The following is a 25,740-nucleotide window of genomic DNA, read 5'->3' as shown; positions in this document are numbered from 1 at the left end:
ATGAGCACCGAGCCCGTCGACGCCCCGTCCGTGCCCGACCTCGTCACCGGCGACGACGGCCTCGCCCGGCCGGTCTGGGCGTCGTCGGACGAGCTCCTGCGCGAGTACTACGACACCGAGTGGGGCATGCCCGTCCGCGACGAACGCGGGGTGTTCGAGCGGCTCTCGCTCGAGGCGTTCCAGTCCGGTCTGTCGTGGCGCACGATCCTCGCGAAACGACCGGCGTTCCGTACCGCCTTCGCCGACTTCGACGCCGACACCGTCGCGGCCTTCGGCGAGGACGACGTCGCACGGCTGATGGCCGACGCCGGGATCGTCCGGAACCGCGCGAAGATCCTCGCGACGATCACCAACGCGAACGCCACGATCGCCCTGCGGCAGGACGGCGGGCTCGCCGACTTCGTGTGGTCGTTCCGGCCGACGACCACGCCCGAGCCGCGGTCCTCCGCCGAGGTCCCGACGAAGTCGGACGAATCCCTTGCCCTGTCGAAGGCACTGCGGAAGCGCGGCTTCGCCTTCGTCGGACCGACGACGATGTACGCCCTGATGGAAGCGCTCGGCATCGTCGACACCCACCTGATGGGCAGCCACCGGCGCGGGACCTCCGGCGTCTGGAGCTGACGGGCAAGCCAGCGAGTACGAGAACGGGAACGGGAACGCCGGGACTATGGTCGCGACATGGCCGACGACATCCGGATCGCGTTCCTGCTGTTCCCGCACCTGACCCAGCTCGACCTGACCGGTCCGGCGCAGGTCCTCAGCCGCGTGCCCGGCGCACGGGTCGAGTACGTCGCGGCGACGCTCGACCCGGTGCCGAGCGACTGTGGCCTGTCACTCGTCCCGACGACCACGATGAGCGAAGCCCGAGCGGCGGACGTGCTCGTGGTGCCCGGTGGTGACGGTGCCTTCGACGCGATGCTCGACCCGGACGTCGTGGCCTTCGTGCGGCGCCAGGCCGAGCACGCGACGTGGATCACGTCGGTGTGCACCGGCGCCTTCGTGCTCGGTGCCGCCGGGCTGCTCGCCGGCAGACGCGCGACGACCCACTGGGCCTCGAAACCGATGCTCGAGGCCTTCGGAGCGCAGCCGGTGGACGCCCGGATCGCCCGGGACGGCGCCGTCGTCACCGCCGCCGGCGTGAGCGCGGGCATCGACATGGCGTTGTGGCTCGCGGCCGAGCTCGCCGGACAGTCCGCGGCCGAGGCGATCCAGTTGCAGATCGAGTACGACCCGCAACCGCCGTTCGACCACGGATCGGCCGAGCGTGCAGACGCCGTCGTCGTCACCCGGGCCCGCGCAGCAGCCGAGAAATCGCGCGGCGCGAGGGTGACCCGCGCCGCCGCAGCCGTCCTGCGCTGACGCGGACCTTCGGACGGTCACGAATCCCCGCTGGCCTCCGCCGAGTGGTCACGACACGTCGATCCGGGCGTGGCCAGTCGACACTTCGTGACCGCTCGGGGCCATGCACGCGGGGTGTTGTGACCGGGCGGACCCGAGCCGCCGCGTCAGCCGCAGCAGCCGCAGCAGCCGCCGCCGCGGGCTAGACCAGCGGCTTCCGCATCTGCGCCGACGTCACCTGGTACCCGAGCGCCGCGTAGAGCTCCTGCGCCCCGGTGTTGTAGCCGAACACGTTCAGCCCGATGCTCGTCGCACCGTTCTCAGCGGCGGCGCGGTGTCCGAGTTCGAGCGCCCGACGCGCGTGCCCGCGGCGCCGGCGTGCCTCGTCGATCTCGACGTTGAACACCCACCAATCGGTGCTGCCCGGCGTGAGCGGTCCGATCCACAGGTACCCGATGACGGTGTCGTCCTGGTCGATGACGTCCCACACGAGGTGCCCGTCGGCGGGAGACCCGCCCGGGAACCAACGGTCCCGCGACTGCTGTTCGTTCGCCTCGGCCTGCTCGCGGGTCTCGCCCGCCTGCATCCGTGACTCGACGTACTCGGCCATCGTGCGCCGGAGCCAGGCCGGGAGGCGCGTGGCCGGCATCGGTGCCAGCCGCGTGTCCGTCATCGGTTGCCCTTGGAACCCCGGCTCGGCTTGCCGCGCATCTTGCCGCGACCGGGCGTGGGTCCCTTGCCGGTGTTCGACTTCTTGCCGCTGCCGGACTTCCCGCTGCCGGGCGACTTGGCCTTGGCCTTGCCGCCGGCGGAGCCGCCCTTGGAGCCCGGCGCGCCCGACCCACTCGACGAACCGGACGCACCCTTGGCAGCCGACCCGGCCTTGGCGCCGCCACGAGCCGGACGCGAGCCGTCGTCGTCGTCGCGATCCGTGCCTCCCGGCTGGCGCGAACTGTTGGCGGTCCGTCCGCGCACCACGCCGATGAACTCCTCGGTGGTCTCGGTGGCGTCCTCGTCCCGCCAGACCAGTGCGATGCGCGTGCCCTCGGCGTTCATGAGCGGACGACCCACGAGGTCCTTGCGGCTGGCGGCGCGGAACAGCGACTGGGGGAGCACGACGACGCCGACGTTCGCCTCGACCAGGTCGAGCGATCCGTCGATGTCGGCCGGAACCGGGCCGGCGTCGATCACGTGGACCTCGGCGTCGCCGAGGTCGACCTCGGCGAGTTCGGCGAGGGGGGAGTCCTTGGGCATCGCGACGACGGCCGTTTCGGTCCAGAGCGGGATGGCCTTGTGCTGCTCGGACACGGGCATGCGTGCGAAGACCATGTCGGCCTCGCCCGCCAGCGTGTCGTCGACGTCGTCGGCGCCGATCGGCCGCAGCCGGAGCTCGACGGAGGGGAAGCGTTCCCGCCAGACACGGGCCCACTTTGCGGGGGAGACCCCCGGCACGAAGGCGATGGTGAGAGCCGCGGTCATGCAGACGAGCATAGGGGCCGTACCCTTGTCCTCATGGCGCAGGAACAGACCATGAAGCCCGAGACGGCTGCGAAGAAGCTCGGCATCTTGCTGACGGCCGCTCCGGAGTCCTTCCAGAGCGCTCCCCTCACGCGGACCGCCTTCGACGAGCTCCGGACCGAACCCCCGACCTGGCTCGAGGACCTCCGACGCGACGGCCCGCACCCGCGACCCGTCGTGGCGCAGAAGCTCGGGATCTCCATCTCCGGCCTGAGCCGTGCGGGGATCGACGACGCACTGACGACGGCGGACATCAAGACGCTGCTCGAGCAGAAGCCCGAGTGGCTCGTCCGTGAGCGTGCGACGCAGGCCGCCGTGCACGCCGAGAACGCCCGCGTGAAGCAGGAGCGCGCCGCCAAGGCCGCTGCCCGCGCCGAGGACTGACCCCACCCCGCACCACTCCGCCGCACCGAGGACGCCCCACGTGCACGAGACCGTCGCCGACGCCATGCTCGTCGTGCCGCAGTTCGCGTCGGTGTGCTGCATCGTCGGTGACCGCTACCGACCGCGCCCGGGCGTGATCGTGCCGGCGGGCGTGATGCTCGTCGCGATGCTCATGCCCGTCGTCGACGCCGGTGCGGTGTGGACCCTGTTCGCCGGGACCCTCCTGCTCCTGCTCGCGCCGTTGCCCGTGATGCGTCGCCGCCGCGCCGACGGTCGCCGTGCGGAGCCGATGGACGTCCACCGCGCGCTCTCCGCCGTCGTGATGGCCGGGATGCTGCTGATGGGTCACGCCTCGGGCGTCGCCGGCGACCACGCCGGGCACGGCATCGCCCTGTCCGCGGTGCTCGGCGCCGGCGTGATCGGCTACTGCGCGTTCAGCGGCTGGCTGCTCCGGTACGAGTGGGGCCGTGAGGACCGGCGGGCCGTCCGCAGCGGCGAGGTCTTCGCGATGACCGTCGCCGTGGTCGGCATGATCCTGGCGATGTAGCGGAGCCCGCCCCGGCGGTCGCGGCCCCCGCAGCCGGTCCGTCGAGTCCGTCAGTCGCGCGCGGCGCCGTCCGCCCGGGCATCCGCGTGCGTCACCCGCTGCTTCGCCGCCTGGATCGTGTCCTTCGGCACCGGCGGCACACCCCGCCGGATCCCGCGCAGGCCGACGACGAACAGGACAGCGGTCACGATCGCGAACACGACGAACGTGATCCCGGTCGCCGCCCACAGCGGCAGCGCCAGGGCGAGCAGCGCCACCGCGAAGCCGGCCAGCGCGACCAGGGTGGTCAGGGCGAACCCGACGGCCACCCCGGTGAGCACCAGCCCGGTCTTCGCACCGCTCGCGCGCTCGCCGATCTCGCGCCGCGCCGAGGCGACCTCGTCACGCACTGCCCGCAGCACCGGCTCGAGGGCCTTCTGCACGAGTCCCGCGGTCACCGTGTCGCGGAACGACGGCCGTCCGGGAGCGGTGGTGTCGTCGTGGTCGGTGCTGCTCATGGGGTCTCCTGTCCGGGCGCGGCGGTCCGCGTCCCCTGACGGGACGCGACCGGTCCGATGATCGTCACGCCGGCTCGGATGCGCCCGGTGCGTTCCCAGGTTGCGCGACGGACGGGAGGCCCGCCCCGCGTCGACGACGCTGGACGGGCCTCCCGGGTGGTCGGGCCCAGGGCCCTACTCGGTGACCTCCTCGAGGTCGTCGATCCCACGGGCGGCGGCCGCTGCGCGGCGGGCGCGCATCGACGGCGCGGCGAGCGCGGCGAGCACGGCCACGACCGCCACGCCGGTGCACGCCCAGAACCCGATGGTGAACGCGTCGTCGGTCGGCAGTCCCTGCGGCGTGCTGTGCGAGGTGATCAGCGCTGCGATGACGGCGGTGCCGACGCTCGAGCCGATGGTGCGGACGACCGTGTTGGCGCTGATGGCCTCACCGGTCTGGTTCGCGGGGACGCTCTCGATGATCGCGTTCGAGCAGGCGGCGAGGGCCATGCCGATGCCGATGCCGGTCAGGACGCCGGAGGCCACCACCTGCCACAGCTCGGCGTGTGCGATCGCCGGCAGCACGAACGCGGCGACGATGGCGAAGCCGCCGATGAGCATCGGCGGCTTCGGGCCGACCTTGCGCACCAGGATGCCCGCGATGGGCCCGGCGACGACCATCATCACGACGGTCGGCAGCAGGAAGAGACCGGCCTGGGTGACGTCCTTGCCGAAGCCGTAGCCGAGCGCCGTCGGGAGCTGCAGGAGCGTCGGCACGAGGACGAAGGTGCCGAACATCGCGAACCCGAAGACGAGTGCGACGACGTGGGCGGTCCAGACCCCGCGGACCGCGAAGAGCCGGACGTCGATGAGCGGCTCGGCGACCCGGAGCTCGACGAGGACGAACACGACCAGTGCGACGGCGCCGAGGACCAGCAGGCCGATGGTCTTGCCGTCGCCCCAGCCCCAGGTCTCGCCCTCGCTGACGGCGAGCAGGATCGCGACGAGCGACACCGCCAGGACGAACGTGCCGGCCATGTCCAGGCGGCCGGGCTTCCGCACCGGGGACTCCGGCATGCCGAAGACCGCGCCGAGCAGTGCGATGACGACGAGCACGGCGGGGAGCCAGAACAGCCAGTGCCACGACAGGTGCTCGACGATGGGTCCGGCGGCGACGATGCCGACACCGGCACCGATGCCGAAGATCGCGGACAGCAGGCCGATCGTGACGCTGACCTTCTCCTTCGGCAGCTCGTCACGCACGATGCCGATCGACAGCGGCATCACGGCTCCGGCGGCACCCTGCAGCGCGCGTCCGACGATGAGGACGCCGAGGTTCGGTGCGAGGGCGGCGAGCACGGCGCCGACGAGCAGGATCGACAGCACCACGATCAGGACCTTGCGCTTGCCGATCATGTCGCCGAGGCGACCGAGGATCGGCGTGAGCACCGAGGCGGAGAGCAGGTAGGCGGTGAGCACCCAGCTCGTCGCACTGGTGGAGGCGCCGAGGTCCTGCCCGATGGTCGACAGCGCCGGGGCGACGAGCGACTGCAGGACGGCGAAGGACAGGCCGCCGAGGGACAGGTAGACGATGATCGCCGTGCTGTTCGGCCGGCGTCCGTCGGTGGTGGGGTGCGAGCCGGTCCGTGGGCTCTGCATGGTGTCGGTCATCGTGCTCCGTGTCGTCGTGGTCGTCGATGTAAACAATTGCTGACATGACGAGCGTACGCGCTCGGGGGAGCATGTCAACGCTTGCTTACATCCCTGTGAGGACCGATAGGCTGCGCTCCATGAGCAAGGACGCCGCGGCCACCCGACTCCTGCTCGTGCAGGCCGCCCGGCGTCGGTTCGCCTTCGACGGGTACCGCGGGACGACGGTGCGCGACATCGCCGGGGACGCCGGGGTGAACGTCGCCCTCATCAACCGGTACTTCGGCTCGAAGGAGGGGCTCTTCCGCGCCTGCCTCGACCGGGTCGTCCGCGACCTGGGGGCCGAGGAGACGAGCCAGCAGGGCCTCGAACGGGCGCTGACCGGCATCATCACGCACATCGTGCGGGCCCCGACCGACGACGACTCACTGCAGCTCATGCTCCTGCTCCGGTCCTCCGGCGACGACGGCGCCGATGCCATCCGCCGTGAGACGCTGCGCCGGTACGCCGAACGGCTCGCGGGCACGGTCGGCGGCGCGGGGTCCGAGGAACTGCTCGTCCGTGCCGAGATCGCGCTGGCGGTGGTGCTCGGGATGTCGATGCTCCGTCAGTCCACCGCGGTGGAACCGCTGGCATCCGCCGACGACGCCGTCGTGTCGGCCGCGCTCGAGGACGCCCTCCGCGCCCTGCTCGCGCCGCCGCGGTAGCGTCGAGCCGTGTCCGACCGTCCCGCACGTCGCCCCGACCCCGCTCCGCGCCTCGACGAGGTCGACGAGCGCATCCTCTGGACCCTGTCGGCCGACGCCCGGATCCCGAACAACCGGCTCGCCGCCGCCGTCGGCATCGCGCCGTCGACCTGCCTGGCACGGGTCCGCGCGCTCGAGGACGCCGGGGTGATCCGCGGCTACCGGGCCGAGGTGGACGTCGCCCGGCTCGGGTTCTCGATCGAGGCGATGGTGTCCGTCCGGGTGCACGCCGCGGCCCGCCACGAACTGCGGGACTTCGCCAAGCGCCTGCTGCGGGTGCCCGTCGTGCAGGACGTGTCGTTCCTGGCGGGGGACAAGGACTTCCTCGTGCACATCGCGTGCGAGTCGACCGAGCAGCTCCGCGACTTCGTCGCCGACGAACTCAGCGGCGACCCCTCGGTGGCGACGACGCAGACGAACATCGTGTTCGAACGCCTCGTCGCCGACCGGGCCACCCAGGGCCGCTCGTTCGACGAACTGCGGCGCTGGCGGGCCTGACGCGCGGAACCAGGGTCAGCGCTTCCGGGTCATCGGGATGTGCGGGATGCGGTCCTCCAGGTACTCGTCGCCCGAGCGCACGAAGCCGAAGCGGCCGTACCACTGCTCCAGGTGCGACTGGGCACCGAGGGCGATGCTCGGCGAGCGGGACTCGGCGATCGCGGCTTCCATGAGCTGCGCGCCGAGTCCCTGGCCGCGGGCGTGCTTCGCGGTGGCGACCCGGCCGATGCGCTCGGTGCCGTCGGGCTCGCGGAGCAGGCGGAGCGTCGCGTCCACCGAACCGTTGCCGGCCCAGAACTGCACGGTGCCCGGCTCGAGGTCGCGGCCGTCGATGTCGCCGTACGCGGCCTCCTGCTCGACGACGAAGACGTCCTGGCGGAGCCGCAGGATCTCGTGCAGCGTGACGATGTCCAGGTTGCGGGTCGGAGCGTTGAAGATCGAGACCACGGACGGCCCTTCCTGAGAATTTCTTCCGAAACAGGGTGTGTTCCGGACCGGATCGGCGTACATTGCCGGTCAACCACTCTACGTGCGCAGCCGAGATCAGGAGGTGAGCGCATGGACCACCCGTTGCGCGCACCCTGGCGCGCCGCACTCCGCATCGTCCTGCTGGGCGTCGGGACCCTCGCCGCCCTGGTGCTGCTGTCCCTGCTGCTCGGCGCGCGACCGGCCTCCGCCGCGACGACCTCGGCCGTCCCGACCGAGCAGCGCGGCCTCGTCGGCAGCGTCGTGGACGGCGTCGGTGGCACCGTGCAGGGCGTGACCGGCGAGGTCGGCAAGGTCGTCGGCGGCGTGACGGCTCCCGTCCGCAAGGCCGTGGCACCCGCACCTGCACCTGCACCTGCTCCTGCTGCGCCCGCACCTGCTGCGCCCGCTCCGGCCCCCGCACCCGCACCCGCTCCGGTGCCCGCGGCGCCCGCACCTGCCCCGGCTCCCGCGGCCCCCGCCGCGCCGTCGAGCCCCGCTCCGGTCGCGACCACCCCGGCTGCCGCGCCCACCACGACCGCCCCCGCGGCCGGCCCGGCCACGCGCCCGGTGCGACAGGTCGTCGACCAGGTGACCAGTGCCTCCCGGCCGGTCACCGACACCGTCGCGAACGTCCTGCGCCCCGTCACCGGCACCGTGGAACGCGTCACCGACACGCGCCCCGTGACCGCCGTCGTCGACACCGTCGACGACGTGGTCGGCAGCGTCCCGGTGGTCGGCACGGTCCTCGGTGACGACACCCTCGGCACCGTCACCGGCCCGGTCACGGGCCTCGTCGACGACACGCTCGGCTCGGTCGGCACGACCGTGGGCACCGTCCCCGACGTGGTCGGGGGCGTCGTCCCGTCCGTCGGCGGCACCCTGCCAGGAGGCACGGCCCCCGTCGTCGACGTCCCCGCGCTCCCGGTGGGCGGCGGTTCGAACCCGTCCGCCGGGCCCGTCCCGTCGGTGCCGGTCGCGAACGCCCCCGTCCGGCCCGGAACGGTCCCCGCGCAGGGCACCTCGGCGCCCGCACGCGCCGTCGCCGCCGATGCCCTGGGCCACCGCTCTGCCGGGCTCCGCCCGTCGGAGCCGGTCGTCGCAGTCGCCACGACGGTCACGGTCGGCCCGCTCGCCGCGGCCGTCGAGGCGCAGGACGCGACCCTCGGTGGGCGCGCGCTGCTCGTCCCCGCGGACGGCGAGGGCCACGGGCTCCCGTTCGACGGAGCCGACGCCGGTGTGCTCGGCGGCAGTGCCTCCTCGACCTCCGGCGGCGCAGCAGCCGTCGGCATCGTCGGCTCGACCGACGACATCGTCTCCCTCGCCGCGGGGTCTCGCGGCACGCTCGCCGACGACGCGGTCCCCGCATCCGTCGTCGGCGAGCACGACGTCGCCCCTGACTGAGATCGGTGCGCCTGTCCGCCACGGCAGGCACGCACACATCCCGGCTGCGTCCGCGGTCGGTGACGATCTCGATCAGGGAGTACGACCATGAACAAGTACGTCTCCAGAGGGCTCTGGTTCGCCCTCTTCGTCGGCGGGCTCACGCTCGGCGGCACGGCTGCGGCGAACGCGGCCACGACATCCGGTGCCGACGGCATCGTCTCGGGCACGCAGGTGGCCCCCGCCGTGGACGCCCCGGTGTCCCTCGGCGGCAACGCGATCGCCGTACTCGGCGACGCAGTGTCGACGGCGACCGGGTCCACGCCCGCCGCTCCGGCTCCGGCTCCGGCCACGACCGCTCCTGCCCCCAGCACCTCGGGCGAGGACGGCACGCTCTCGGGCACCCAGGTGGTGCCGGACGTCGCGGCACCAGTGACGGTCGGCGGCAACGCCGTGGCCGTCGCCGGTGACGCCGTCTCGGCCGCCGCACCCGCGGCAGCTCCGGCACCTGCAGCACCGGCTCCGGCTCCGGCTCCGGCGCCTGCCGCGCCTGCCGCTCCGGCTCCGAGCACCTCGGGCGAGGACGGCACGGCTTCCGGCACCCAGGTCGCCCCGACCGTGACCGTCCCCGTGACGGTGGCCGGCAACGGGATCGGCGTCCTCGGCGACGGCACCTCCACGTCGACCGCCCCGGCGGCGACCACTCCGGCGCCGGCTGCCGAAGCACCGTCGGCACCCAGCACCTCGGGCACCGACGGACTGCTCTCCGGCACCCAGGTGACCGGCCTGGTCGACGTCCCGGTGACGATCGGTAGCAACGGCATCGGCGTCCTCGGTGACGGGACCGCGACGGGCACGACGCCCGCCGCGGGCACGGGTACCGGGACCGGGACTGCACCGGTGGCCGGTGGTTCGACCTCGGGTTCGGACGGGACGGCCTCGGGCACGCAGGTGTCCCCGGTGGTCTCGATCCCGGTCACGGTGGCGGACAACGGCATCGGACTGCTCGGGACGGGCACCTCGACGGGCACGACGCCCGCCGCGGGCACGGGTACTGGGACTGCTCCGGCGGCCGGTGGTTCGACCTCGGGTTCGGACGGCACGGCCTCGGGCACACAGGTGTCCCCGGTCGTCGACGTCCCGGTGACGATCGGTGGCAACGGCATCGGCGTCCTCGGCGACGGCACGAGCACCGGCGGCACGACGGCTCCGGCCACCGGCACCACGACCCCGACGACCGGCGGTTCGACCTCCGGCGACGGCGGCCTGCTCTCCGGCACCCAGGTCACCCCGGTGATCAGCCTGCCGATCACCATCGGCGGCAACGGGATCGGCATCGTCGGTGACGGCACCAGCACCACCCCCGGCACCGGCACCGGTACGGACCCCGGTACGGACCCGGGCACGGACCCCGGCACTGACCCCGGTACAGACCCGGGCACCGACCCCGGCACCGACCCGGGCACGGACCCGGGTACGGACCCGGGCACCGACCCGGGTACGGACCCGGGTACGGACCCGGGCACCGTCCCCACCGACGGGACGGGCACCGGTACCGGCACCACGCCCGGTACGGCGACCATCCCGGTGGGCGCGGTCGGCGTCGTCGAGCCGACCCGGGCCTCCACGGCGGGTGTGGTGACCACCACGACCGCTGCCACCGGCGGGGCCCGGGCGAGCGCCGCGACCGTCGCGGCAGCCGCCGCGGCCGGTGACGGCCAGCCGGAGCTCGCCTACACGGGAGCCGGCTCGCCGGTCCTGCCGGCCGGGTTCGCGCTCCTGCTGCTCCTCGCCGGAGCGGGCACGCTCGTGCTCCGTCGCCGGCACTGACCGGCGGGTGACCGAGGGGCGTCACACCGTGGCGCCCCTCGTCACCATGCCCGGGGGAGACGCCCGGTTACGACGGCGCTGACACCGTGGCGCGGCCGTCAGCGGCCTGGGGTATCGTTCCGACTACGCAAGCGCTCCGGGGTCGGTGTAATTCCGAGCCGGTGGTGACAGTCCACGAACTGATGACGGGTGCGAACCCGACAGAGGTTGACCCGGTGGGATTCCGGGACCGACGGTGAAAGTCCGGATGGGAGGCGCGCTGGGCGGGCAGGACGACCCCACGACCCGTGGGGTGCGACCCGTCCGTCGATGCCGACGATCGTCGAACGCCCCCGGAGTCCCGTTGAGAGGACACCAGTGTTCACCGGCATCATCGAGGAACTCGGCACCGTCACCGCCGTCGAGCAGCAGGGCGACTCCGTCGCGCTCACCGTGCACGGCCCCGTCGTCGTGCAGGACGCCCGGCACGGCGACTCGATCGCGACGAGTGGTGTCTGCCTGACCGTCGTCGAGCAGACCCCCGAGACCTTCACCGCCTTCGTCATGAAGCAGACCCTCGACATGAGCGCCCACGGCGCACTCCGTGTGGGGGACCGCCTGAACCTCGAGCGCGCCGCCTCGGTGGGCGACCGCCTGGGCGGGCACATCGTGCAGGGTCACATCGACGGCACCGCCACCGTGCTCGAGACGGCCGACGGTGACGGCTGGCGGCGCGTGCGGTTCTCGCTCGCGCCGGCGCTCAGCCCGCTCGTGGTCGACAAGGGCTCGATCGCGCTCGACGGCGTCTCCCTCACGGTCAGCGCGGTCTCGCCCGAGGACACCGCGCCCGACGCGGCCTGGTTCGAGGTGAGCCTGATCCCCGAGACGCTCGAGGCGACGACGCTCGGGCTCCGCGTGCCGGGTGACCGGGTGAACGTCGAGACCGACGTCCTGGCCCGGCACGTCCGCCGCATGCTGCGGCTCGACGCCGCGGCGCAGTCGTTCGAGACCGTCGGATCGGAGGCCCGGTGATGGTCGCCGAGGTCGGTGCCGCCCCGCAGGCACTCGGGTTGTCGAGCATCGAGACCGCGATCGCGTCGATCGCGGCCGGTCGCCCGGTGATCGTCGTCGACGACGAGGACCGCGAGAACGAGGGCGACGTCATCCTGTCCGCCGAGCTCGCCTCGCCGGAGTGGATCGCGTGGACCGTGGCGCACTCGTCCGGGTTCATCTGCGCGCCGGTCAGCACCGAGATCGCCGACGCCCTCGACCTGCCGCCGATGGTGGCGCACAACGAGGACGTCCGCGGCACGGCCTACACGGTCACCGTCGACGCCGCCGTCGGCGTGACCACGGGCATCAGCGCCCACGACCGCGCCCGCACCCTGCGGGTCCTCGCCGACCCGGCCTCGGTGCGCGACGACCTGCACCGCCCCGGACACGTGGTGCCCCTGCGTGCACGACCGGGCGGGGTCCGCGAGCGCGCCGGGCACACCGAAGCAGCGATCGAGCTCGTCACCGCGGCCGGACTCCGGCCCGCTGCGGCGATCTGCGAGATCGTCGACGAGGACGGCAGCATGATGCGGCTGCCGGCGCTCGTCGGACTCGGGGCACGCGAGGGCGTGCCCGTCATCACCATCGCCGCGCTCGCCGAGTGGCTGGACGCGGCAGACCGGGCGGCGGCAGCGACCGCAGCGCCCACGGAAGGAACGACACGATGAGCGGAGCAGGCGCGGCGGACCGCGACCAGGTCGACGGCACCGGGATCCGGGTGGCCATCATCGCCGGACAGTGGCACGACACGATCGCGGCGGGCCTGCTGGCCGGGGCGCAGCGCGAGGTCGAGCGGCTCGGGGCGACGGCCGACGTCATCCCCGTCCCCGGCAGCTTCGAACTGCCCGTGGTCGCGAAGACCGCGCTCGAGGCCGGTTTCGACGCGGCGGTCGCGCTCGGTGTCATCATCCGCGGCGGCACCCCGCACTTCGAGTACGTGTCGGGAGCGGCGACGAGCGGCCTGACGCAGGTCGCGATCGACACCGGCAAGCCCGTCGGGTTCGGTGTGCTCACGCTGGACGACGAGCAGCAGGGGCTCGACCGTGCCGGGCTGCCCGACTCCAAGGAGGACAAGGGTGCCGAGGCCGCACACGCGGCGATCAGCACCGCGGTGACGCTGCGGTCCCTGCGCGTCCTGGTCTGAGGCGCCGGACCCCACGCAGAACGGCCCCGCACCGGTGAGGTGCGGGGCCGTTCTGTGTTTGCTGGTCTGTGCTTGCTGATCAGCGTTGCTGGTCAGTGTTTGCTGATCAGCGTTGCTGGTCTGTGCTTGCTGATCAGCGCTTGCCGAACACGTGGATCGGCAGGAAGAAGGAGAGGCTCATCAGGAGCACGCCGGCCATGAAGACGAAGGCCTGGCCCGACTCCACCTGGAAGGCGAACCCGAACAGGTACATCGACACCAGCAGCAGCAGGATCGAGAAAACAGCGGCGATGACGCGGCCCACGGGATACCTCCGGGTGTCGACGAGTGGATCGTTCCCCAGTCTATCCCCAGCCGGGGGTGCGCCGGTTCACGCTCCCGGTCGCGTCGCGATCAGACGGTCGACGACGGTGAGCAGGGTCTCCATGTCGACGCTGCCCCGCTTCGGTCGCACCTCGCTCGCCGCGCCGAGTGAGGCCTGGTGGTACAGCCCGTCGCCGAGGAGCTTGACGGCCTGCGCGGTCGGCTCGTCGCCGAGGGCGTCGACGAGGGTCGCGAGCCAGGCGTTCTCAGTGTCGTCGAGAGTGCGTCCGGCCTCTTCGTAACCGGCCTGCTGCAGGCGGCTCGCGGCGAGCAGGGCGAGGTCCAGCTCGCTGCCGACGAACAGGCAGTTGCGGACGAAGTAGCGCGCGGCGCCGTCCTCGGCCTCCTGCATGCGCTCGACGTCGATCGCGGACAGGTCCGACAGCCGTTCGCAGAGCCCCTCGACCAGGGCGGCCTTGGAGCCGAAGTGGTAGAGCAGCCCGCCCTTCGAGACGCCGGCGCGCGCGGCGACGGCGTCGAGCGTGGCGGGACGCTCGCCTTCCTCGCACACGATGGCGACGAAGCTGTCGAGGACACGGTCGCGGGCACTGGCCATGCCGAGAGTCTAGGAGCAGTTCCGGGGGGCGCGGACGCCGGCTGCTCCGCAGTCGCCGTGAACGCTCACGAAATGCCGCAGGACCGTTGCTCATCGTTCCGGTACCGGCTAGCGTCGAGCCGACCGTGAAGGTTCACGAGACGACAAGGATCCGCATGTCAGCGCAGACGGCGAACACCGCCACCACCCCGACCTCGACCACCACCGACCGCCCCGGGTGGGCCGTCCTCGGCCCCGGCAGCATCGCCCGACGCTTCCTCTCGCAGCTGCCCGCCAGCGGGGGTGTCCTGGTCGCGGCCGGCAGTTCGTCCGCCGGGCGGGCGCAGGGCTTCGCCGACGAGGCCGCCGGGTTCGGGTTCGCGGACGTGACCGCCGGGACCTACGACGAGGTCCTCGCCGACCCGCGGGTGGACGCCGTCTACGTGTCGACCGTGCACACCGGGCACGCCCGACTCGTGCTCGCCGCACTCGAGGCCGGCAAGGCCGTCCTCTGCGAGAAGCCCCTCGCCGTGAACCACGGCACCGCGATGGCGCTCACCGACGCCGCACGCCAGGCCGGCCTGCCGCTCGTCGAGGCGTTCATGTACCGCTTCCACCCGCAGACCGCGGCGCTGCTCGACCTGATCCGCGACGGCGTGATCGGCGACGTGACCCACGTCGACGCCTCGTTCGCCTTCCGGACGGGCGAGCGCACCGGTCGACTGTTCGGCGCCGACACCGCCGGCGGCGGGATCCTCGACGTGGGCGGGTACCCGGTGACGATGGCCGCGGCGATCGTGCAGGCCGCCACCGGGGTCGCCGTCGCCGAGCCGGTGGACCTCACCGCCACGGGCACGCTCGGGCCGACCGGGGTCGACGAGTGGACGGTCGCGCAGCTCACCTACAAGGGCGGGACCACGGCGACGGTCCGGACCGGCGTCTTCGTGCAGGACGACAACGCCGTGTCGGTGTACGGCTCGCGCGGCCGGATCACCCTCACCGACCCGTGGACCCTCGGCGACGACCCCACCATCGAGATCCACACCGTCGACGAACCCCCTCGCTCCCTGTCGTTCGCGGGTGAGCACCCCTACGCCCGAGAAGCCGACGCCACCACCGACGCCCTGCGTGCCGGCGGGGTCGAAGCGGCGCAGATGACCATCGACGAGACCCTCGCCACCGCCCGCACGCTCGACAGGTGGCGCGCGGCGATCGGCCTGCGCTACCCCTTCGAGGCCGAGACCGCCGACATCCCGACGGTGTCCGGCCGACCGCTCACCGTGCAGGACGGCAACCCGATGCGCTACGGCGAGGTGCCGGGCGTCGGCAAGCGGATGTCCCGCCTGGTGATGGGCGTCGACAACCAGCCCGACCTGGCACACGCCAGCGCGATCTTCGACCTGTTCGTCGAGCAGGGCGGCAACGTGTTCGACACCGGGTACATCTACGGCGGCGGGGTGCTCGAGGGCAGGCTCGGCAGGTGGATCCAGAACCGGGGGATCCGCGAGGACGTGGTCGTCATCACGAAGGGTGCCCACACCCCGCACTGTGACCCGGAGTCGATCACCCGGCAGCTGCTCGAGAGCCTCGAGCGCCAGGGAACCGACTACGCGGACGTCTACATGATGCACCGCGACAACCCCGACATCCCGGTGGGGGAGTTCGTCGACGTGCTCGACGAGCACCGCCGAGCCGGGCGCATCCGCGTGTACGGCGGCTCGAACTGGACCCCCGCACGGTTCGACGAGGCGAACGCCTACGCACGGGCCAACGGCAAGCACGGGTTCGAGGTGCTCAGCAACCACTTCGGTCTCGCCGAGGCGTACGACGTGCCGTGGGACGGCTGCGAACACGCGACCGATGCGGCATCGAAGGCCTGGCTCGAGGAACGCCAGGTCCCGCTGCTGCCGTGGTCGTCGCAGGCCCGCGGGTTCTTCACCGGCCGCGCGACGCCCGAGGACACCAGCGACGCGGAACTCGTCCGCTGCTACTACTCGGACGACAACTTCGAGCGGCTCCGGCGTGCGCGCGAACTCGGCGAGCAGTTCGGCGTCCCCGCGACGGCGATCGCACTGGCGTACGTGCTCAACCAGCCGTTCCCGACGTTCCCGCTCTTCGGACCCCGTACGATCGCGGAGGCCCGGTCGTCCATGACCGGCCTCTCCGTCGACCTCTCCCCGGAACAGGTGGCATGGCTGGACCTCCGCGCCTGACCCCGGGCGGCCGCGCGACGATCATCGACGTCGCCGCGGCCGCCGGGGTGTCCCGGCAGACCGTCACCCGCGCGATGAACGGCATGTCCGGCATCAGCGCGGCGACCAAGGACCGCGTGCTCCAGGCCGCGGCTGCGCTCGACTACCGTCCGTCACGGTTCGGCCGTGGGCTCGTCACGGGTGGCGACCACCAGCTCGGGCTCGTCGTCAACGACCTGCGGAACCCCTACGCACCGGCACTCGCCTCCGCGGTGCTCGGCCTGGCCGCCGCCCGCGGGTGGAACGTCATGCTCGCCGACGTCGGGCTCGCGAGCGACTCGGACCGGATGGTCGAGTCCCTCGGTGTCCAGACCGACGTCGTGATCGGCTACCTCGGGTCCCGTGCGCCGGAGTGGATCGAACGGCTCGGCTCGGTCCCGGTCGTCGAACTCGACCCCTTCGGGTCGGTGACCCGCGCCGCGGTCCGGATCGACCCGACCGCCGCGATCGAGGACCTCGCCGACCACCTCGTCGACGTCGGGGTGAAGCACCCCGTCGTGCTCGACGCCGCCGCCGACGGCGCGCCGAGCCAGCGCGGGGAGCACATGGTCGCGGCACTCCGGCGTCGCGGGTACCTGCCCGACCTCGTCGTCGCGGCCGCGCCCACCGCCGAGGCCGGCGCCGGACAGACGGAGCGGATCCTCGCCGAGCACCGCCGGGTGGACGCGGTCCTGGCCTTCAACGACGTGCTGGCCCTCGGGGTGCTGTCGGCCTGCCGTCGTGCCGGTGTCGACGTCCCCGGTGACCTCCGCGTGGTCGGCGTCGACGGCCTGCCGCTCGGGACCCTCGTCGCGCCGACGCTCACCACGCTGGCCGTCGACCTCGACGAGGTCGCGGGCCAGGCCCTCGACCTGGCGCTCGGCATGCTCGCGGGCGAGCTGCCGCGCTCGGGCGAGGCCGTCGAGCGCACGGTTCGACACCGGTTGCTGCTCCGCGAATCGGCGTAGGCCCGACGACGCGACCAGTGGACGGACGCAAGGCCCGTGGCGGGACCGACACGGGCCTCCCGGCCGTGGTCAGTTGCATTTGCAACCAAAACCGTCCGGACGGTACACTAACGGAGTCCTGACGGGGCGCGTGTCCATCCCGCGTCCCGTCTCGTCTGCCCCACGTACCACCCGCCGTCGACCTGGTCCGGCTCGAAGTCCCAGGAGTCCGCCGTGTCCGCACTGCTCACCAGCCCCGTCGCCACCCGCGTCACCGGGAGCCGCGCCCGACGGTTCCTGGCGCTCGCCGTGCTCATGCTGCCGGTCCTGCTCATCTCGGTCGACAACACCATCCTGAGCTTCGCGCTGCCCTCGATCAGTCGCGCGCTGAACCCGGACGCCACCACGCAGCTCTGGATCGTGGACGCGTACCCGCTGGTGCTCGCCGGCCTGCTCGTCGTGATGGGCAGCATCGGTGACCGCATCGGTCGACGGCGGATCCTGGTGATCGGCGCGACCGGCTTCGCACTGTTCTCGGTGGCCGCGGCCTTCGCGACCGACGCCTGGATGCTCGTCGCGGCCCGCATCGCGATGGGCGTGTTCGGCGCGATGCTCATGCCCGCCACGCTCTCGATCATCCGCAACGTGTTCGTGGACGCGGGGGAGCGGCGGATGGCGCTCGCCGTCTGGTCGACGATGTTCGCGGCCGGCAACGCGCTCGGCCCGCTCGTCGGCGGCGCGCTGCTCGCGCACTTCCACTGGGGCAGCGTGTTCCTCGTCGCGGTGCCGATCCTCGTGCTCATGCTCGTCGGCGTGCCGTTCTGCGTGCCGGAGTCCCGCGACCCGATGCCCGGGCCGGTCGACCTGCCGAGCATGTTCCTGTCCCTCGGCGCCCTCGCGCCGATCGCGTGGGCCATCAAGTCGGTCGTGCACCCCGAGGAGCGCGGCCTCGCGATCGCCATGCTCGCGGTCGGTGTCGTCTGCGGCATCGCGTTCGTCCGTCGGCAGCTGCGGTCCCGCACGCCGATGCTCGACCTGCGGCTGTTCCGCAGCACGGCCTTCACGGGCAGCGTGCTGATGAACCTGGCGGCGATGTTCTCGCTCACCGGGTTCCTGTTCTTCATCGCCCAGCACCTGCAGCTCGTGGCCGGGCTCGACCCGTTCGCATCCGGCGTCGTGCTCATCCCGGGGTCGGTCCTGACCATCGTCGCCGGGCTCGCGGTCGTGCCGATCGTGGCGCGTGTCGCCCCGCGCTGGGTCGTGTCGGTCGCGCTGCTGTTCTCGGCGGCGGCGTACGCCCTCGTCGCGGTCCTCGGACACCACGCCTCCATCGCCGCCCTGGCGTTCGCGTTCGTGCTGCTCGGCATCGGGATCGGGGCGTCCGAGACGGTGACGAACGACCTCATCATCTCGACGGCTCCGGCGGACAAGGCGGGTGCGGCGTCGGCGATGTCGGAGACGGCGTACGAGATCGGGGCCGTGCTCGGGACCGCGGTGCTCGGCACGATCCTGGCGACGACCTACCGGGCGCACGTCGTGGTGCCCGACGGGTTGTCCTCGGCGGCACACGTCGCGGCGCAGGAGACCCTCGGCGGCGCGGTCGCCGCGGCGGGGCAGCTCGGCGGCAGCGCCGGGCAGGTGCTGCTCGAGTCGGCGCGGGCGGCCTTCGACTCCGGCGTGACGATCACGGCGGGCGTCGCCGCGGTGCTCATGGTGGTGGCGGCCGCGGGGGCGCTCGTCATGCTCAAGCGCCGCTGAGCGGCCGCGCGGGCGCACTGCGGGCGCGAGCTGCGCTTCGTGAGCTGCGCTTCGTGAGCAGGAATGGTCGGGTCGCCGTGCGTGACCCGACCATTCCTGCTCACGAAGTGCCACAGCGGCGCGCCCGGCCGAGCCCGAACCTGTGAATCGTTGACCTCAACCAGGGTTCAGGTCATACGTTGGGTGACAGCCGCCGAGTGACGGCAGCCCCTCCCGAAGGAACGACCACGATCACCATGCCCGACGAAGCACCGGCAACCATCGCCGACGCGTACAAGTCCGCCTTCCGCGGGCACCCTGCCGGCGTCGCCGTGATCACGGCCGAAGGCCCGGACGGACCGACCGGCCTCACCGCCTCGAGCGTCGCGAGCGTGGCCGTCGACCCGCCCGTGCTGGTCTTCTCGCTCTCGACGAACTCCGGCTCGGCCGGGGTCGTGCTCGGTGCGCCGCTGTTCGTCGTGCACCTGGTCGACTCGCTCGGGGTCGCACTCGCCAAGCGCTTCGCGTCGACCGGCAGCCCGGCCGCCGACGACCCGATCTGGGGCACGCTGCCGTCCGGCGACCGCTACCTGCCGAGTGCGGCGAGTGCACTCCGCTGCCGACCGCTGTCGACGACGCCCATCGGCAGCTCGACCGTCGTCGTGGCCGAGGTGCTCGACATCATCGTCGGCGCCGACCGCGGCGAGCCGCTGGTCTACCACAACCGGGAATTCCACTCCCTCACCGATCGTTCCCGGCTCTCGTGAGCCGCGGAGCCGCGTCCACAACCCACTGATCGAAAGGACCTCACATGGCTGAGTACACCCTGCCGGAACTGCCGTACGACTACGCCGCGCTCGAGCCGCACATCAGCGGCAAGATCATGCAGCTGCACCACGACAAGCACCACCAGGCCTACGTGACCGGTGCCAACACCGCGCTGCAGCAGCTCGGTGAGGCCCGCGAGTCCGGCAACTTCGGCGCGATCAACAAGCTCGAGAAGGACCTCGCGTTCCACCTCGGTGGCCACGTGAACCACTCGATCTTCTGGACCAACCTCGGCCCGGACACGAAGGTCCCCGAGGGCGAGCTCGCCGCGGCGATCGACGAGTTCTTCGGTTCGTTCGAGAAGTTCCAGGCGCAGTTCGCCGCCGTCGCGAACGGCATCCAGGGCTCCGGCTGGTCCGTGCTGGCCTGGGACACCGTGGGCCAGAAGCTCACCACGTTCCAGCTCTTCGACCAGCAGGGCAACATCCCGTTCGGTCTGGTCCCGATCTTCATGCTCGACATGTGGGAGCACGCCTTCTACCTCGACTACCTGAACGTCAAGGCGGACTACGTCAAGGCCGTCTGGAACATCGTCGACTGGGAGAACGTCGCCGCTCGTTTCGAGAACGCGAAGTCGCAGCGGTTCGTCACGCTCTGATCCGCGTCGGCGGGTCACCACGGTGACCACCTGACGAACGGGAGGCACGGTGCCAGCTGGCACCGTGCCTCCCGTTCGTGGTCCGGGTGCCGTTCCGGACCGCACGCCGTCACCGGATCCGCGACCGGTTCTCTGTCGCGGTCGCGCGCAGCGCGCGGTCGGCGCCGGTCGTGCTCGAAGCCAGGTCGTGGGCGATGCGACGCAGTGCGGCGTCGGCCTCGGTGCGCGCGCGGTCGACGAGCGCGCTCCACTGCGCTCCGCGGGCGGCCATCACCGTGTCCTGTGCCGCACGTTCGGCGAGGACGGGGTCGGCACCGTGTGCCCGGCACCACGCCCGGATGGCCGCCACGTGGCAGCGGTGCGCGCGGCGCTGGCGGTCGCGTCCGTCGAGGGACTCGACCGATCCGAGTTCGAAGGTGAGTCGCGCGGCCAGCGCACGGTGCGGGTCATCGAGCCCGCCGAAGGCCGCGACCAGGTGATCGGCGAGGGCGTCCGCGTCGGCGTCGGGGTCGAGCGTCGCCACCGGCCGCGAGGCCGCCAGGTGTTCGACGACGGAGTCGATCAGGGCTTCGCGTGAGCCGAAGTGGTAGACGACCGGGTAGGCACTCGTCCCGAGCACGCGGCCGAGCCCCCGGACCGTGACGTCCTCGATCTTGGTCTCGACGAAGTGGTCGACGACCTTCTGGAGGATCGCGGGCTTGCGGGTGGGGTCGGGCTTCCTGGGCATGGCATCTCCGTCGTCTGGGCGGTGGTCGCGCGACCGCCCACATACTAGCAGCCAGTATTTCAATGACACCATGGTCGTCGTGTGTGATCCCTCTTGGAAACCTCCGTTTTCACCGATAGAAACGGAGAAAAACTCGGCTCCGGGTACACTGTTCCGGATGTCCATGCCGTACGAGGGCGCTCCGCCGCCATCCCGGCCCGAGGGGACCCGCGCCGGACGGGTGCTCACGGGTCGCCGTCGTGGCGCCGGAAAACGCTTCCTGGTCGTCGGCGACGTCCTGGACGGTGTCCTCGTGCACACCACCGCACACCGGATCGGGGTGCACGACCCCGCTGCGGAGATCCGCCACCGTCCGACCGGCGCCGGTGGCAACACGGCCACCTGGCTCGGCTGGCTCGGGGCCGAGGTCGACGTCGTCGCCCGGGTCGGGGTCGACGACGTCTACCGCCACGAGCGCGCGCTCGAGGACGCCGGGGTCCGCGCCCACCTGCGCTACGACGCGATGACGTCCACCGGGGTCGTCGTCTCGGTCCGCAACGACCACGGTCGCACCGCGATGTCCGACCCCGCCGCGAGCGGGAAGATCAGTGCCGCCGACGTCCCGCCGTCGGTGGTCGCCCGCGCCGACATCGTGCACCTGACCGGGGCCGCCATGCTCGGCGGCGGGGCCGACCGGCTCGCCGACCTGGTGGCGTGCGCCCGGACGGGGCCGGCGCGCGTGGCGGTGGACCCCTCGTCGGTGGCGGTGATCGAGACGATCGGCGCCGACCGGTTCCTCCACGCCCTGCGGGGCGTCGACGTGCTCTTCCCCGACCAGCACGAGGCGCTCGCCCTCGGCGGGGGCGACGACCTCGACTCCGCGGTGCGGCGGCTGACGGAGCACGTCCCACTGGTCGTCGTCACGGCCGGGGCCGACGGCGCGCTCATCGGGCGCCGCGGCCGCAGCGTCCACCGGGTCCCCGCGACACCGGCGACCGTCGTCGACACCATCGGCGCCGGGGATGCCTTCGTCGCCGGGTTCGTCCGTGCGTGGGCGACGGATCCGGTCCGCGTCGGTGCGGCAGCCCGCGAGGGCACTCGGGTCGCCGCGCGGGCACTCGGCTTCGTGGGCGGTCGACCGCCGGTCTGAGCCGGGGTACCCACGTGGCACCGCCTGGTCAGCGCTCGGTCGGGTCAGCGCTCGGTCAGTGCTCCGACGGTTCGGCGACGACGTTCAGGGTCTGGACGCGCCCCGCGGCTGCGGGTGCGAGCCGGATCTCGACGCGCAGTCGCCCGCAGGTGCCGGGGAGCCACCAGCGCAGGTGTGACGGCGTCGCCGAGTACTCGGACACCGGTGCGGCGCCGAGGTCGGCGCCGACATCGCCGACGGCCTGCGCCACCGCCCGCCGTCGGCGGTCGTAGGGCACGTCCATGGCCACGTTCGGCGTGCAGATCGCGTCCGCCAGGTCGTCGTGCCAGTCGGCCAGGAGGCGCGTCACGGCGGCCTGGGCGACCCGCGTCGCGCGGGTGGTCGCCGCCACCCCACTGGTCGCTCCGGTCACGTCGGTGCCGGCGTCCGATGGGCCGGGTGTCCGGGCCGTCAGCGCCGCGTCGAGCACGAGGTCGTGCGCCTGCTGTGCGGCCGCGGACACCTTGGCCTGCGTCGCGTTCTCGAACGCGACGACCCCGAGGCCGTCGCGAACGGACCACCGCATGTGCGCGGAGAAGCCCGGGTAGCCGCCGGAGTGCGAGACGAGCTCGCCGAAGCGGTCGTCCTGCTCGACGAACAGCCCGAAGCCGTACGCCGTCGCGCGGGCCGAACCCGGGACGACGGACGACGGGACGACCCGCATCGCCTGCTGCATGAGCCGGCGATCGGCGGGGGAGACCGGGCCGGGTTCCGGCGCTGCGGAGAACGCCGAACCGAGGTGCGTCGCCCAGCGCGCCAGGTCGCGGACGGTCGAGAAGAGCCCGCCGATCGACGAGAACGCGCCGGGGCCCGTCATCGGCAGGGGTTCCCAGTCGCCCTCGTGTCCGCGGACACCGGTGACGACGAACCCGGTGGACTCGTCGGCGCTGAACACCGTGTCGGTGAGCCCGAGGGGACGGAGCACGGTCTCGTCGGCGGCCACGGTGAAGGGCCGCCCCGTCACGACGGCGACGACCCGGCCGAGCAGGGCGTAGCCGAGGTTCGAGTAGGCGAAGCGGGTGCCGGGCAGCGAGTCGAAGAGGAGGCCGCCGCGCAGGACCTCGTCGAGCTCGGCGTCCGAGATCGACTCCTGCCGGTCGGCCCAGGGATCGTCGGTGGGGAAGCCCGCCGACATCGTCAGCAGCATCCGCACCGTGGGGACGGGGGAGTCCGGGGTCGGCAGGGTGACGGCGCCGAACGCCGGCACGAAGTCGGTGATGGGCGCGTCGAGATCGAGCGCACCTCGTGCGACGAGGGTCAGCAGGGTCGCGGCGGTGACGCTCTTGGTGCAGGAGGCGATGCGGTAGACGGTGTCGGCGTCCGGCCGCCGGCCGTCCCCGCGGTCGCCGTGCCCACCGGACGCGACGAGCCCGGAGCGGTCGAACACGCCCCACACGCTGCTCGGCGCGATGCCCTGTTCGACACGAGCACGGAACAGCTCGTCGACCTGGTCGACGACGGCGGCGACCGCGGGGTGCGACCCGGTCACGATCGCCGCATCCGTTCGTAGGCGTCGAGCGCCCGCTGCCGCGACGCCTTCAGGTCGACCATCGGCTCGGGGCGCAGCTCGTCGGCGGGGACCCAGCGGTGGACGTACTCGCGGTGCGGGTCGAAGCGCTCGAGTTGCCGGTCCGGGTTGAAGACCCGGAAGTACGGGGCGGCGTCGAAGCCGGAGCCCGCGACCCACTGCCAGTTCGCCGCGTTGTTGGCGGGGTCGGCGTCGACCAGCGTGTCCCAGAACCACTGTTCCCCGACGCGCCAGTCGACGAGCAGGTTCTTCACGAGGAAGCTCCCGGCCGCCAGCCGCACCCGGTTGTGCATGGTGCCGCTGTGCCAGAGCTCACGCATGCCCGCGTCGACCAGGTCGAAGCCGGTCAGGCCCTGCCGCCAGCGGTCGAGCTCGGCCGCTTCCGGGTCACGCCACGGGAACGCGTCGAAGTTCCGACGGACGTTGACGGTGGCGATGTCGTCACAGTGGAAGTACTCGTTCCAGTTGAACTCCCGCCATGCCAGCTGCCGGAGGAACGCGGCGGCGTTCTGGCGCTGCGCGGGCTCGAGCCGCTCGTGCAGGCGGTGCCACACCTGGTACGGGCTGATCTCGCCCCACCGCAGGAACGGCGACAGGCTGCTGGTGGCTTCCATCGCGGGCTCGTCGCGCTGGTCGTAGTCCTCGAGCGCGTGCTCGACGAAGTGCTCGAGCTGCTGCTGGGCGCCGTGCTCACCCGGGGTCCAGGCGTCACGGAGCCCGCCGGCCCAGTCGGGCTTCGTCGGCAGCAGTGCCCAGTCGGCCAGGGCATCACCGGTGACGTCGGCCGCAGCGGGCAGGTCGTCGGGGTCGGGCAGGGGGTGGCGCGGTTCGGGCAGAGCCTGGACGGCGTTCCAGAACGGGGTGAAGACCTTGTACGGCTCGCCCTGCCCGGTGAGCACGGTCCACGGTTCCCAGAGCAGGTTCGCGGCGAAGCTGTGCGCCTCGACGCCACGGTCGTGCAGGGCCGCCTTGATGCCGGCGTCGATGTCCCGCTCGACGGCGCCGTACCGACGGTTCCAGTACACGGCGTTCGCCCCGGTGTCGGCGACGAGCTGGTCGATGACCGTCGCCGCGGCACCGCGTCGGAGGACCAGCCGGGAACCGCGCTCCTGCAGGTCGGCGTCGAGGGCGGTCAGCGATTGGTGCAGCCACCAGCGGCTCGCGGCACCGATCGGACGGAGCCCCGGCGACTGCTCGTCGAAGACGACCACCACCGTGACGTCGCCACCGTGGTCGATCGCCGCACGGAGCGCGGGGTTGTCCGACAGCCGCAGGTCGTCACGGAGCCAGACGATCGCGCCGGTCACACCGTCGCCGCATCCGGAGCGGCCACCGGGCGGGTCGTCGACCGCCGGCCCGGTGCAGTGCCGACCGCCAGCCGGAGCTTCGTGCAGAGTTCGGTGAGGGTGCGCAGTTCGGGGTCGGACAGCCCGGCACCGACCTGCTGCGCGATGCTCGCCGCGTGCTGCACGGCGACCTGCCGGTAGACGTCGAAGCCGTGCGGGGTCAGCGCCACGATCACACCGCGGGCGTCGGTGGGGTCCGGCTGCTTCTCGACGATGCCGCGGGCGAGGAGTCGGTCGACCAGGCGGCTGACGCTCGGCTGGGTGAGGAGCAGGTGCCCGGTGAGGTCGCGCATCCGGCAGCGGCGGCCGGGCTGGGTCGACAGGTTGAAGCAGACGTCGTACTCGTTGAACGAGATCTCGTCGCCGGGGAAGTCCGCGTTGAGACTCCGCATCACGGCGACCTGGGCGCGGAAGAGCGCTTCCCAGGCGGCGACGGCGGTCGCCTTCTCACTGCGGCGTGTCTCGCTCACGTTCGCGTTCCCTCCGGTCGTACGGTCTGACCACACTACCGACGGGGTCCGACAGGAACCGGGCGACATGCACGAGGGCCGGCCGCCTGTCGGCGACCGGCCCTCTCCCTTGCACCAAGAGTTTCCTGCAATCACATTCCGCAGGCGCTGCCACAGCAAACACCGTCTGCACCACCGACTGTATAACGAAGGGGTAACGGCGCGCCAGCCTCTCCGTGGCCGGTTCGCTGCGAGTTCACCAAGAGCAGTCG

The 25,740-nt window shown here is 72.5% G+C and carries 28 protein-coding genes and 1 riboswitch; of the genes, 17 read left to right on the top strand and 11 right to left on the bottom strand.

The genetic code is table 11. The features are described from left to right. Both ABRP24_RS15780 and ABRP24_RS15775 read left to right on the top strand, forming a co-directional pair. A complete protein-coding gene (locus ABRP24_RS15780) occupies positions 1 to 621 on the top strand; it encodes a DNA-3-methyladenine glycosylase I (protein WP_176709129.1) in 621 nt (206 codons plus the stop codon). A gap of 57 nt (positions 622 to 678) precedes the next feature. Next, a complete protein-coding gene (locus ABRP24_RS15775; RefSeq protein ID WP_349849407.1) occupies positions 679 to 1,359 on the top strand; it encodes a DJ-1/PfpI family protein in 681 nt (226 codons plus the stop codon). Between the two features lie 181 nt (positions 1,360 to 1,540). Here the strand turns inward: ABRP24_RS15775 and ABRP24_RS15770 are convergent, their stop codons facing one another. Both ABRP24_RS15770 and ABRP24_RS15765 read right to left on the bottom strand, forming a co-directional pair. Then, positions 1,541 to 2,011 (bottom strand): GNAT family N-acetyltransferase, encoded by a 471-nt coding sequence (locus tag ABRP24_RS15770; protein ID WP_349849405.1) that lies wholly within the window; start codon positions 2,009 to 2,011, stop codon positions 1,541 to 1,543. Beyond that, complete coding sequence (locus ABRP24_RS15765; protein WP_349849403.1) at positions 2,008 to 2,817, bottom strand: LysR family transcriptional regulator substrate-binding protein; 810 nt, start codon at positions 2,815 to 2,817, stop codon at positions 2,008 to 2,010. Before ABRP24_RS15765 ends, ABRP24_RS15770 begins: the two co-directional genes overlap by 4 nt. Before the next feature lie 33 nt (positions 2,818 to 2,850). On the opposite strand from ABRP24_RS15765, the gene ABRP24_RS15760 reads away from it, so the two are divergent. Both ABRP24_RS15760 and ABRP24_RS15755 read left to right on the top strand, forming a co-directional pair. After that, positions 2,851 to 3,240 (top strand): DUF5997 family protein, encoded by a 390-nt coding sequence (locus ABRP24_RS15760; protein ID WP_017888549.1) that lies wholly within the window; start codon positions 2,851 to 2,853, stop codon positions 3,238 to 3,240. Positions 3,241 to 3,280: 40 nt separating this feature from the next. Continuing rightward, the gene (locus ABRP24_RS15755) at positions 3,281 to 3,787 is read left to right on the top strand and encodes a hypothetical protein (RefSeq protein WP_349849401.1); all 507 of its coding nucleotides are present in this window, start codon (positions 3,281 to 3,283) and stop codon (positions 3,785 to 3,787) included. A 50-nt stretch (positions 3,788 to 3,837) separates the two neighbouring features. Here ABRP24_RS15755 and ABRP24_RS15750 read toward each other — a convergent pair whose 3' ends face one another. Continuing rightward, positions 3,838 to 4,284, bottom strand: a complete 447-nt coding sequence (locus ABRP24_RS15750) for a phage holin family protein (protein WP_232749924.1) — start codon at positions 4,282 to 4,284, stop codon at positions 3,838 to 3,840. A gap of 174 nt (positions 4,285 to 4,458) precedes the next feature. Beyond that, on the bottom strand, positions 4,459 to 5,934 hold the full coding sequence (locus ABRP24_RS15745) for an MFS transporter (protein WP_071247493.1): 1,476 nt from the start codon (positions 5,932 to 5,934) through the stop codon (positions 4,459 to 4,461). Between the two features lie 119 nt (positions 5,935 to 6,053). Here ABRP24_RS15745 and ABRP24_RS15740 point away from each other — a divergent pair, with 119 nt between their 5' ends. Both ABRP24_RS15740 and ABRP24_RS15735 read left to right on the top strand, forming a co-directional pair. Continuing rightward, positions 6,054 to 6,620 (top strand): TetR/AcrR family transcriptional regulator, encoded by a 567-nt coding sequence (locus tag ABRP24_RS15740; protein WP_027466311.1) that lies wholly within the window; start codon positions 6,054 to 6,056, stop codon positions 6,618 to 6,620. A 9-nt stretch (positions 6,621 to 6,629) separates the two neighbouring features. Further along, entirely contained in the window at positions 6,630 to 7,157 is a 528-nt protein-coding gene (locus ABRP24_RS15735; protein WP_027466312.1) for an Lrp/AsnC family transcriptional regulator, read from the top strand. Between the two features lie 15 nt (positions 7,158 to 7,172). Here ABRP24_RS15735 and ABRP24_RS15730 read toward each other — a convergent pair whose 3' ends face one another. Continuing rightward, complete coding sequence (locus ABRP24_RS15730; RefSeq protein ID WP_027466313.1) at positions 7,173 to 7,604, bottom strand: GNAT family N-acetyltransferase; 432 nt, start codon at positions 7,602 to 7,604, stop codon at positions 7,173 to 7,175. A 111-nt stretch (positions 7,605 to 7,715) separates the two neighbouring features. On the opposite strand from ABRP24_RS15730, the gene ABRP24_RS15725 reads away from it, so the two are divergent. The 5 genes from ABRP24_RS15725 to ribH all read left to right on the top strand — a co-directional run bounded on the left by ABRP24_RS15725 (position 7,716) and on the right by ribH (position 13,011). After that, complete coding sequence (locus ABRP24_RS15725) at positions 7,716 to 9,026, top strand: hypothetical protein (RefSeq protein ID WP_349849397.1); 1,311 nt, start codon at positions 7,716 to 7,718, stop codon at positions 9,024 to 9,026. Positions 9,027 to 9,113: 87 nt separating this feature from the next. Next, on the top strand, positions 9,114 to 10,835 hold the full coding sequence (locus ABRP24_RS15720) for a hypothetical protein (protein WP_349849395.1): 1,722 nt from the start codon (positions 9,114 to 9,116) through the stop codon (positions 10,833 to 10,835). Positions 10,836 to 10,963: 128 nt separating this feature from the next. After that, a riboswitch (FMN riboswitch) is annotated at positions 10,964 to 11,098 on the top strand. A gap of 94 nt (positions 11,099 to 11,192) precedes the next feature. After that, positions 11,193 to 11,846 (top strand): riboflavin synthase, encoded by a 654-nt coding sequence (locus ABRP24_RS15715; protein WP_349849393.1) that lies wholly within the window; start codon positions 11,193 to 11,195, stop codon positions 11,844 to 11,846. Then, positions 11,846 to 12,535 (top strand): 3,4-dihydroxy-2-butanone-4-phosphate synthase, encoded by a 690-nt coding sequence (gene ribB / locus ABRP24_RS15710; RefSeq protein ID WP_308192257.1) that lies wholly within the window; start codon positions 11,846 to 11,848, stop codon positions 12,533 to 12,535. Before ABRP24_RS15715 ends, ribB begins: the two co-directional genes overlap by 1 nt. Next, entirely contained in the window at positions 12,532 to 13,011 is a 480-nt protein-coding gene (gene ribH, locus ABRP24_RS15705) for a 6,7-dimethyl-8-ribityllumazine synthase (RefSeq protein ID WP_027466317.1), read from the top strand. Before ribB ends, ribH begins: the two co-directional genes overlap by 4 nt. A 133-nt stretch (positions 13,012 to 13,144) precedes the next feature. Here ribH and ABRP24_RS15700 read toward each other — a convergent pair whose 3' ends face one another. Both ABRP24_RS15700 and ABRP24_RS15695 read right to left on the bottom strand, forming a co-directional pair. Continuing rightward, positions 13,145 to 13,315: a hypothetical protein gene (locus tag ABRP24_RS15700; RefSeq protein WP_017888559.1), complete on the bottom strand. Its 171-nt coding sequence runs from the start codon at positions 13,313 to 13,315 to the stop codon at positions 13,145 to 13,147. Between the two features lie 66 nt (positions 13,316 to 13,381). After that, entirely contained in the window at positions 13,382 to 13,930 is a 549-nt protein-coding gene (locus tag ABRP24_RS15695; RefSeq protein WP_027466318.1) for a TetR/AcrR family transcriptional regulator, read from the bottom strand. A 155-nt stretch (positions 13,931 to 14,085) separates the two neighbouring features. Here ABRP24_RS15695 and ABRP24_RS15690 point away from each other — a divergent pair, with 155 nt between their 5' ends. The 5 genes from ABRP24_RS15690 (at position 14,086) to ABRP24_RS15670 (ending at position 20,250) form a co-directional block, all read left to right on the top strand. Then, the gene (locus ABRP24_RS15690) at positions 14,086 to 16,122 is read left to right on the top strand and encodes an aldo/keto reductase (RefSeq protein ID WP_349849390.1); all 2,037 of its coding nucleotides are present in this window, start codon (positions 14,086 to 14,088) and stop codon (positions 16,120 to 16,122) included. Next, positions 16,101 to 17,108 (top strand): LacI family DNA-binding transcriptional regulator, encoded by a 1,008-nt coding sequence (locus ABRP24_RS15685; RefSeq protein ID WP_349849388.1) that lies wholly within the window; start codon positions 16,101 to 16,103, stop codon positions 17,106 to 17,108. Before ABRP24_RS15690 ends, ABRP24_RS15685 begins: the two co-directional genes overlap by 22 nt. A 213-nt stretch (positions 17,109 to 17,321) precedes the next feature. Continuing rightward, positions 17,322 to 18,845, top strand: coding sequence for an MFS transporter (locus ABRP24_RS15680; RefSeq protein WP_027466321.1), 1,524 nt, complete (start codon positions 17,322 to 17,324; stop codon positions 18,843 to 18,845). Positions 18,846 to 19,081: 236 nt separating this feature from the next. Beyond that, a complete protein-coding gene (locus ABRP24_RS15675) occupies positions 19,082 to 19,591 on the top strand; it encodes a flavin reductase family protein (RefSeq protein WP_027466322.1) in 510 nt (169 codons plus the stop codon). A 44-nt stretch (positions 19,592 to 19,635) separates the two neighbouring features. Next, positions 19,636 to 20,250 (top strand): superoxide dismutase, encoded by a 615-nt coding sequence (locus tag ABRP24_RS15670; protein ID WP_027466323.1) that lies wholly within the window; start codon positions 19,636 to 19,638, stop codon positions 20,248 to 20,250. A 109-nt stretch (positions 20,251 to 20,359) separates the two neighbouring features. Here the strand turns inward: ABRP24_RS15670 and ABRP24_RS15665 are convergent, their stop codons facing one another. Then, positions 20,360 to 20,977, bottom strand: coding sequence for a TetR/AcrR family transcriptional regulator (locus ABRP24_RS15665; RefSeq protein WP_349849385.1), 618 nt, complete (start codon positions 20,975 to 20,977; stop codon positions 20,360 to 20,362). A gap of 157 nt (positions 20,978 to 21,134) precedes the next feature. Between ABRP24_RS15665 and ABRP24_RS15660 the strand changes: the two genes are divergently transcribed. Further along, positions 21,135 to 22,106: a PfkB family carbohydrate kinase gene (locus ABRP24_RS15660; protein WP_349849383.1), complete on the top strand. Its 972-nt coding sequence runs from the start codon at positions 21,135 to 21,137 to the stop codon at positions 22,104 to 22,106. A gap of 55 nt (positions 22,107 to 22,161) precedes the next feature. Here the strand turns inward: ABRP24_RS15660 and ABRP24_RS15655 are convergent, their stop codons facing one another. Genes ABRP24_RS15655 through ABRP24_RS15645 form a run of 3 tightly spaced genes read right to left on the bottom strand, consistent with a single transcriptional unit; the run spans position 22,162 to position 25,489 of the window. Beyond that, the gene (locus ABRP24_RS15655) at positions 22,162 to 23,634 is read right to left on the bottom strand and encodes a serine hydrolase domain-containing protein (protein ID WP_349849124.1); all 1,473 of its coding nucleotides are present in this window, start codon (positions 23,632 to 23,634) and stop codon (positions 22,162 to 22,164) included. After that, on the bottom strand, positions 23,631 to 24,980 hold the full coding sequence (locus tag ABRP24_RS15650) for a deoxyribodipyrimidine photo-lyase (RefSeq protein WP_349849123.1): 1,350 nt from the start codon (positions 24,978 to 24,980) through the stop codon (positions 23,631 to 23,633). Before ABRP24_RS15650 ends, ABRP24_RS15655 begins: the two co-directional genes overlap by 4 nt. Continuing rightward, positions 24,977 to 25,489, bottom strand: coding sequence for a MarR family winged helix-turn-helix transcriptional regulator (locus ABRP24_RS15645; RefSeq protein WP_027466327.1), 513 nt, complete (start codon positions 25,487 to 25,489; stop codon positions 24,977 to 24,979). Before ABRP24_RS15645 ends, ABRP24_RS15650 begins: the two co-directional genes overlap by 4 nt. Positions 25,490 to 25,740: the final 251 nt, after the last annotated feature.

Source organism: Curtobacterium sp. WHRI 8282 (assembly GCF_040223925.2).
Taxonomy (GTDB): Bacteria; Actinomycetota; Actinomycetes; order Actinomycetales; family Microbacteriaceae; genus Curtobacterium; species Curtobacterium flaccumfaciens.
Note: the sequence above shows the minus strand (reverse complement) of the source record. Positions and strands in the feature narration are given on the sequence as shown.

Excerpts from the sequence above, each read along its gene's own strand:
- ABRP24_RS15775 (WP_349849407.1), top strand. The coding sequence starts at position 679 with ATGGCCGACGACATCCGGATCGCGTTCCTGCTGTTCCCGCACCTGACC.
- ABRP24_RS15665 (WP_349849385.1), bottom strand. The coding sequence starts at position 20,977 with ATGCCCAGGAAGCCCGACCCCACCCGCAAGCCCGCGATCCTCCAGAAG.
- ABRP24_RS15765 (WP_349849403.1), bottom strand. The coding sequence starts at position 2,817 with ATGACCGCGGCTCTCACCATCGCCTTCGTGCCGGGGGTCTCCCCCGCA.
- ABRP24_RS15695 (WP_027466318.1), bottom strand. The coding sequence starts at position 13,930 with ATGGCCAGTGCCCGCGACCGTGTCCTCGACAGCTTCGTCGCCATCGTG.
- ABRP24_RS15720 (WP_349849395.1), top strand. The coding sequence starts at position 9,114 with ATGAACAAGTACGTCTCCAGAGGGCTCTGGTTCGCCCTCTTCGTCGGC.
- ABRP24_RS15675 (WP_027466322.1), top strand. The coding sequence starts at position 19,082 with ATGCCCGACGAAGCACCGGCAACCATCGCCGACGCGTACAAGTCCGCC.
- ABRP24_RS15740 (WP_027466311.1), top strand. The coding sequence starts at position 6,054 with ATGAGCAAGGACGCCGCGGCCACCCGACTCCTGCTCGTGCAGGCCGCC.
- ABRP24_RS15745 (WP_071247493.1), bottom strand. The coding sequence starts at position 5,934 with ATGACCGACACCATGCAGAGCCCACGGACCGGCTCGCACCCCACCACC.
- ribB (WP_308192257.1), top strand. The coding sequence starts at position 11,846 with ATGGTCGCCGAGGTCGGTGCCGCCCCGCAGGCACTCGGGTTGTCGAGC.
- ABRP24_RS15750 (WP_232749924.1), bottom strand. The coding sequence starts at position 4,284 with ATGAGCAGCACCGACCACGACGACACCACCGCTCCCGGACGGCCGTCG.
- ribH (WP_027466317.1), top strand. The coding sequence starts at position 12,532 with ATGAGCGGAGCAGGCGCGGCGGACCGCGACCAGGTCGACGGCACCGGG.
- ABRP24_RS15725 (WP_349849397.1), top strand. The coding sequence starts at position 7,716 with ATGGACCACCCGTTGCGCGCACCCTGGCGCGCCGCACTCCGCATCGTC.
- ABRP24_RS15770 (WP_349849405.1), bottom strand. The coding sequence starts at position 2,011 with ATGACGGACACGCGGCTGGCACCGATGCCGGCCACGCGCCTCCCGGCC.
- ABRP24_RS15690 (WP_349849390.1), top strand. The coding sequence starts at position 14,086 with ATGTCAGCGCAGACGGCGAACACCGCCACCACCCCGACCTCGACCACC.
- ABRP24_RS15780 (WP_176709129.1), top strand. The coding sequence starts at position 1 with ATGAGCACCGAGCCCGTCGACGCCCCGTCCGTGCCCGACCTCGTCACC.
- ABRP24_RS15760 (WP_017888549.1), top strand. The coding sequence starts at position 2,851 with ATGGCGCAGGAACAGACCATGAAGCCCGAGACGGCTGCGAAGAAGCTC.
- ABRP24_RS15685 (WP_349849388.1), top strand. The coding sequence starts at position 16,101 with ATGGCTGGACCTCCGCGCCTGACCCCGGGCGGCCGCGCGACGATCATC.
- ABRP24_RS15670 (WP_027466323.1), top strand. The coding sequence starts at position 19,636 with ATGGCTGAGTACACCCTGCCGGAACTGCCGTACGACTACGCCGCGCTC.
- ABRP24_RS15660 (WP_349849383.1), top strand. The coding sequence starts at position 21,135 with ATGTCCATGCCGTACGAGGGCGCTCCGCCGCCATCCCGGCCCGAGGGG.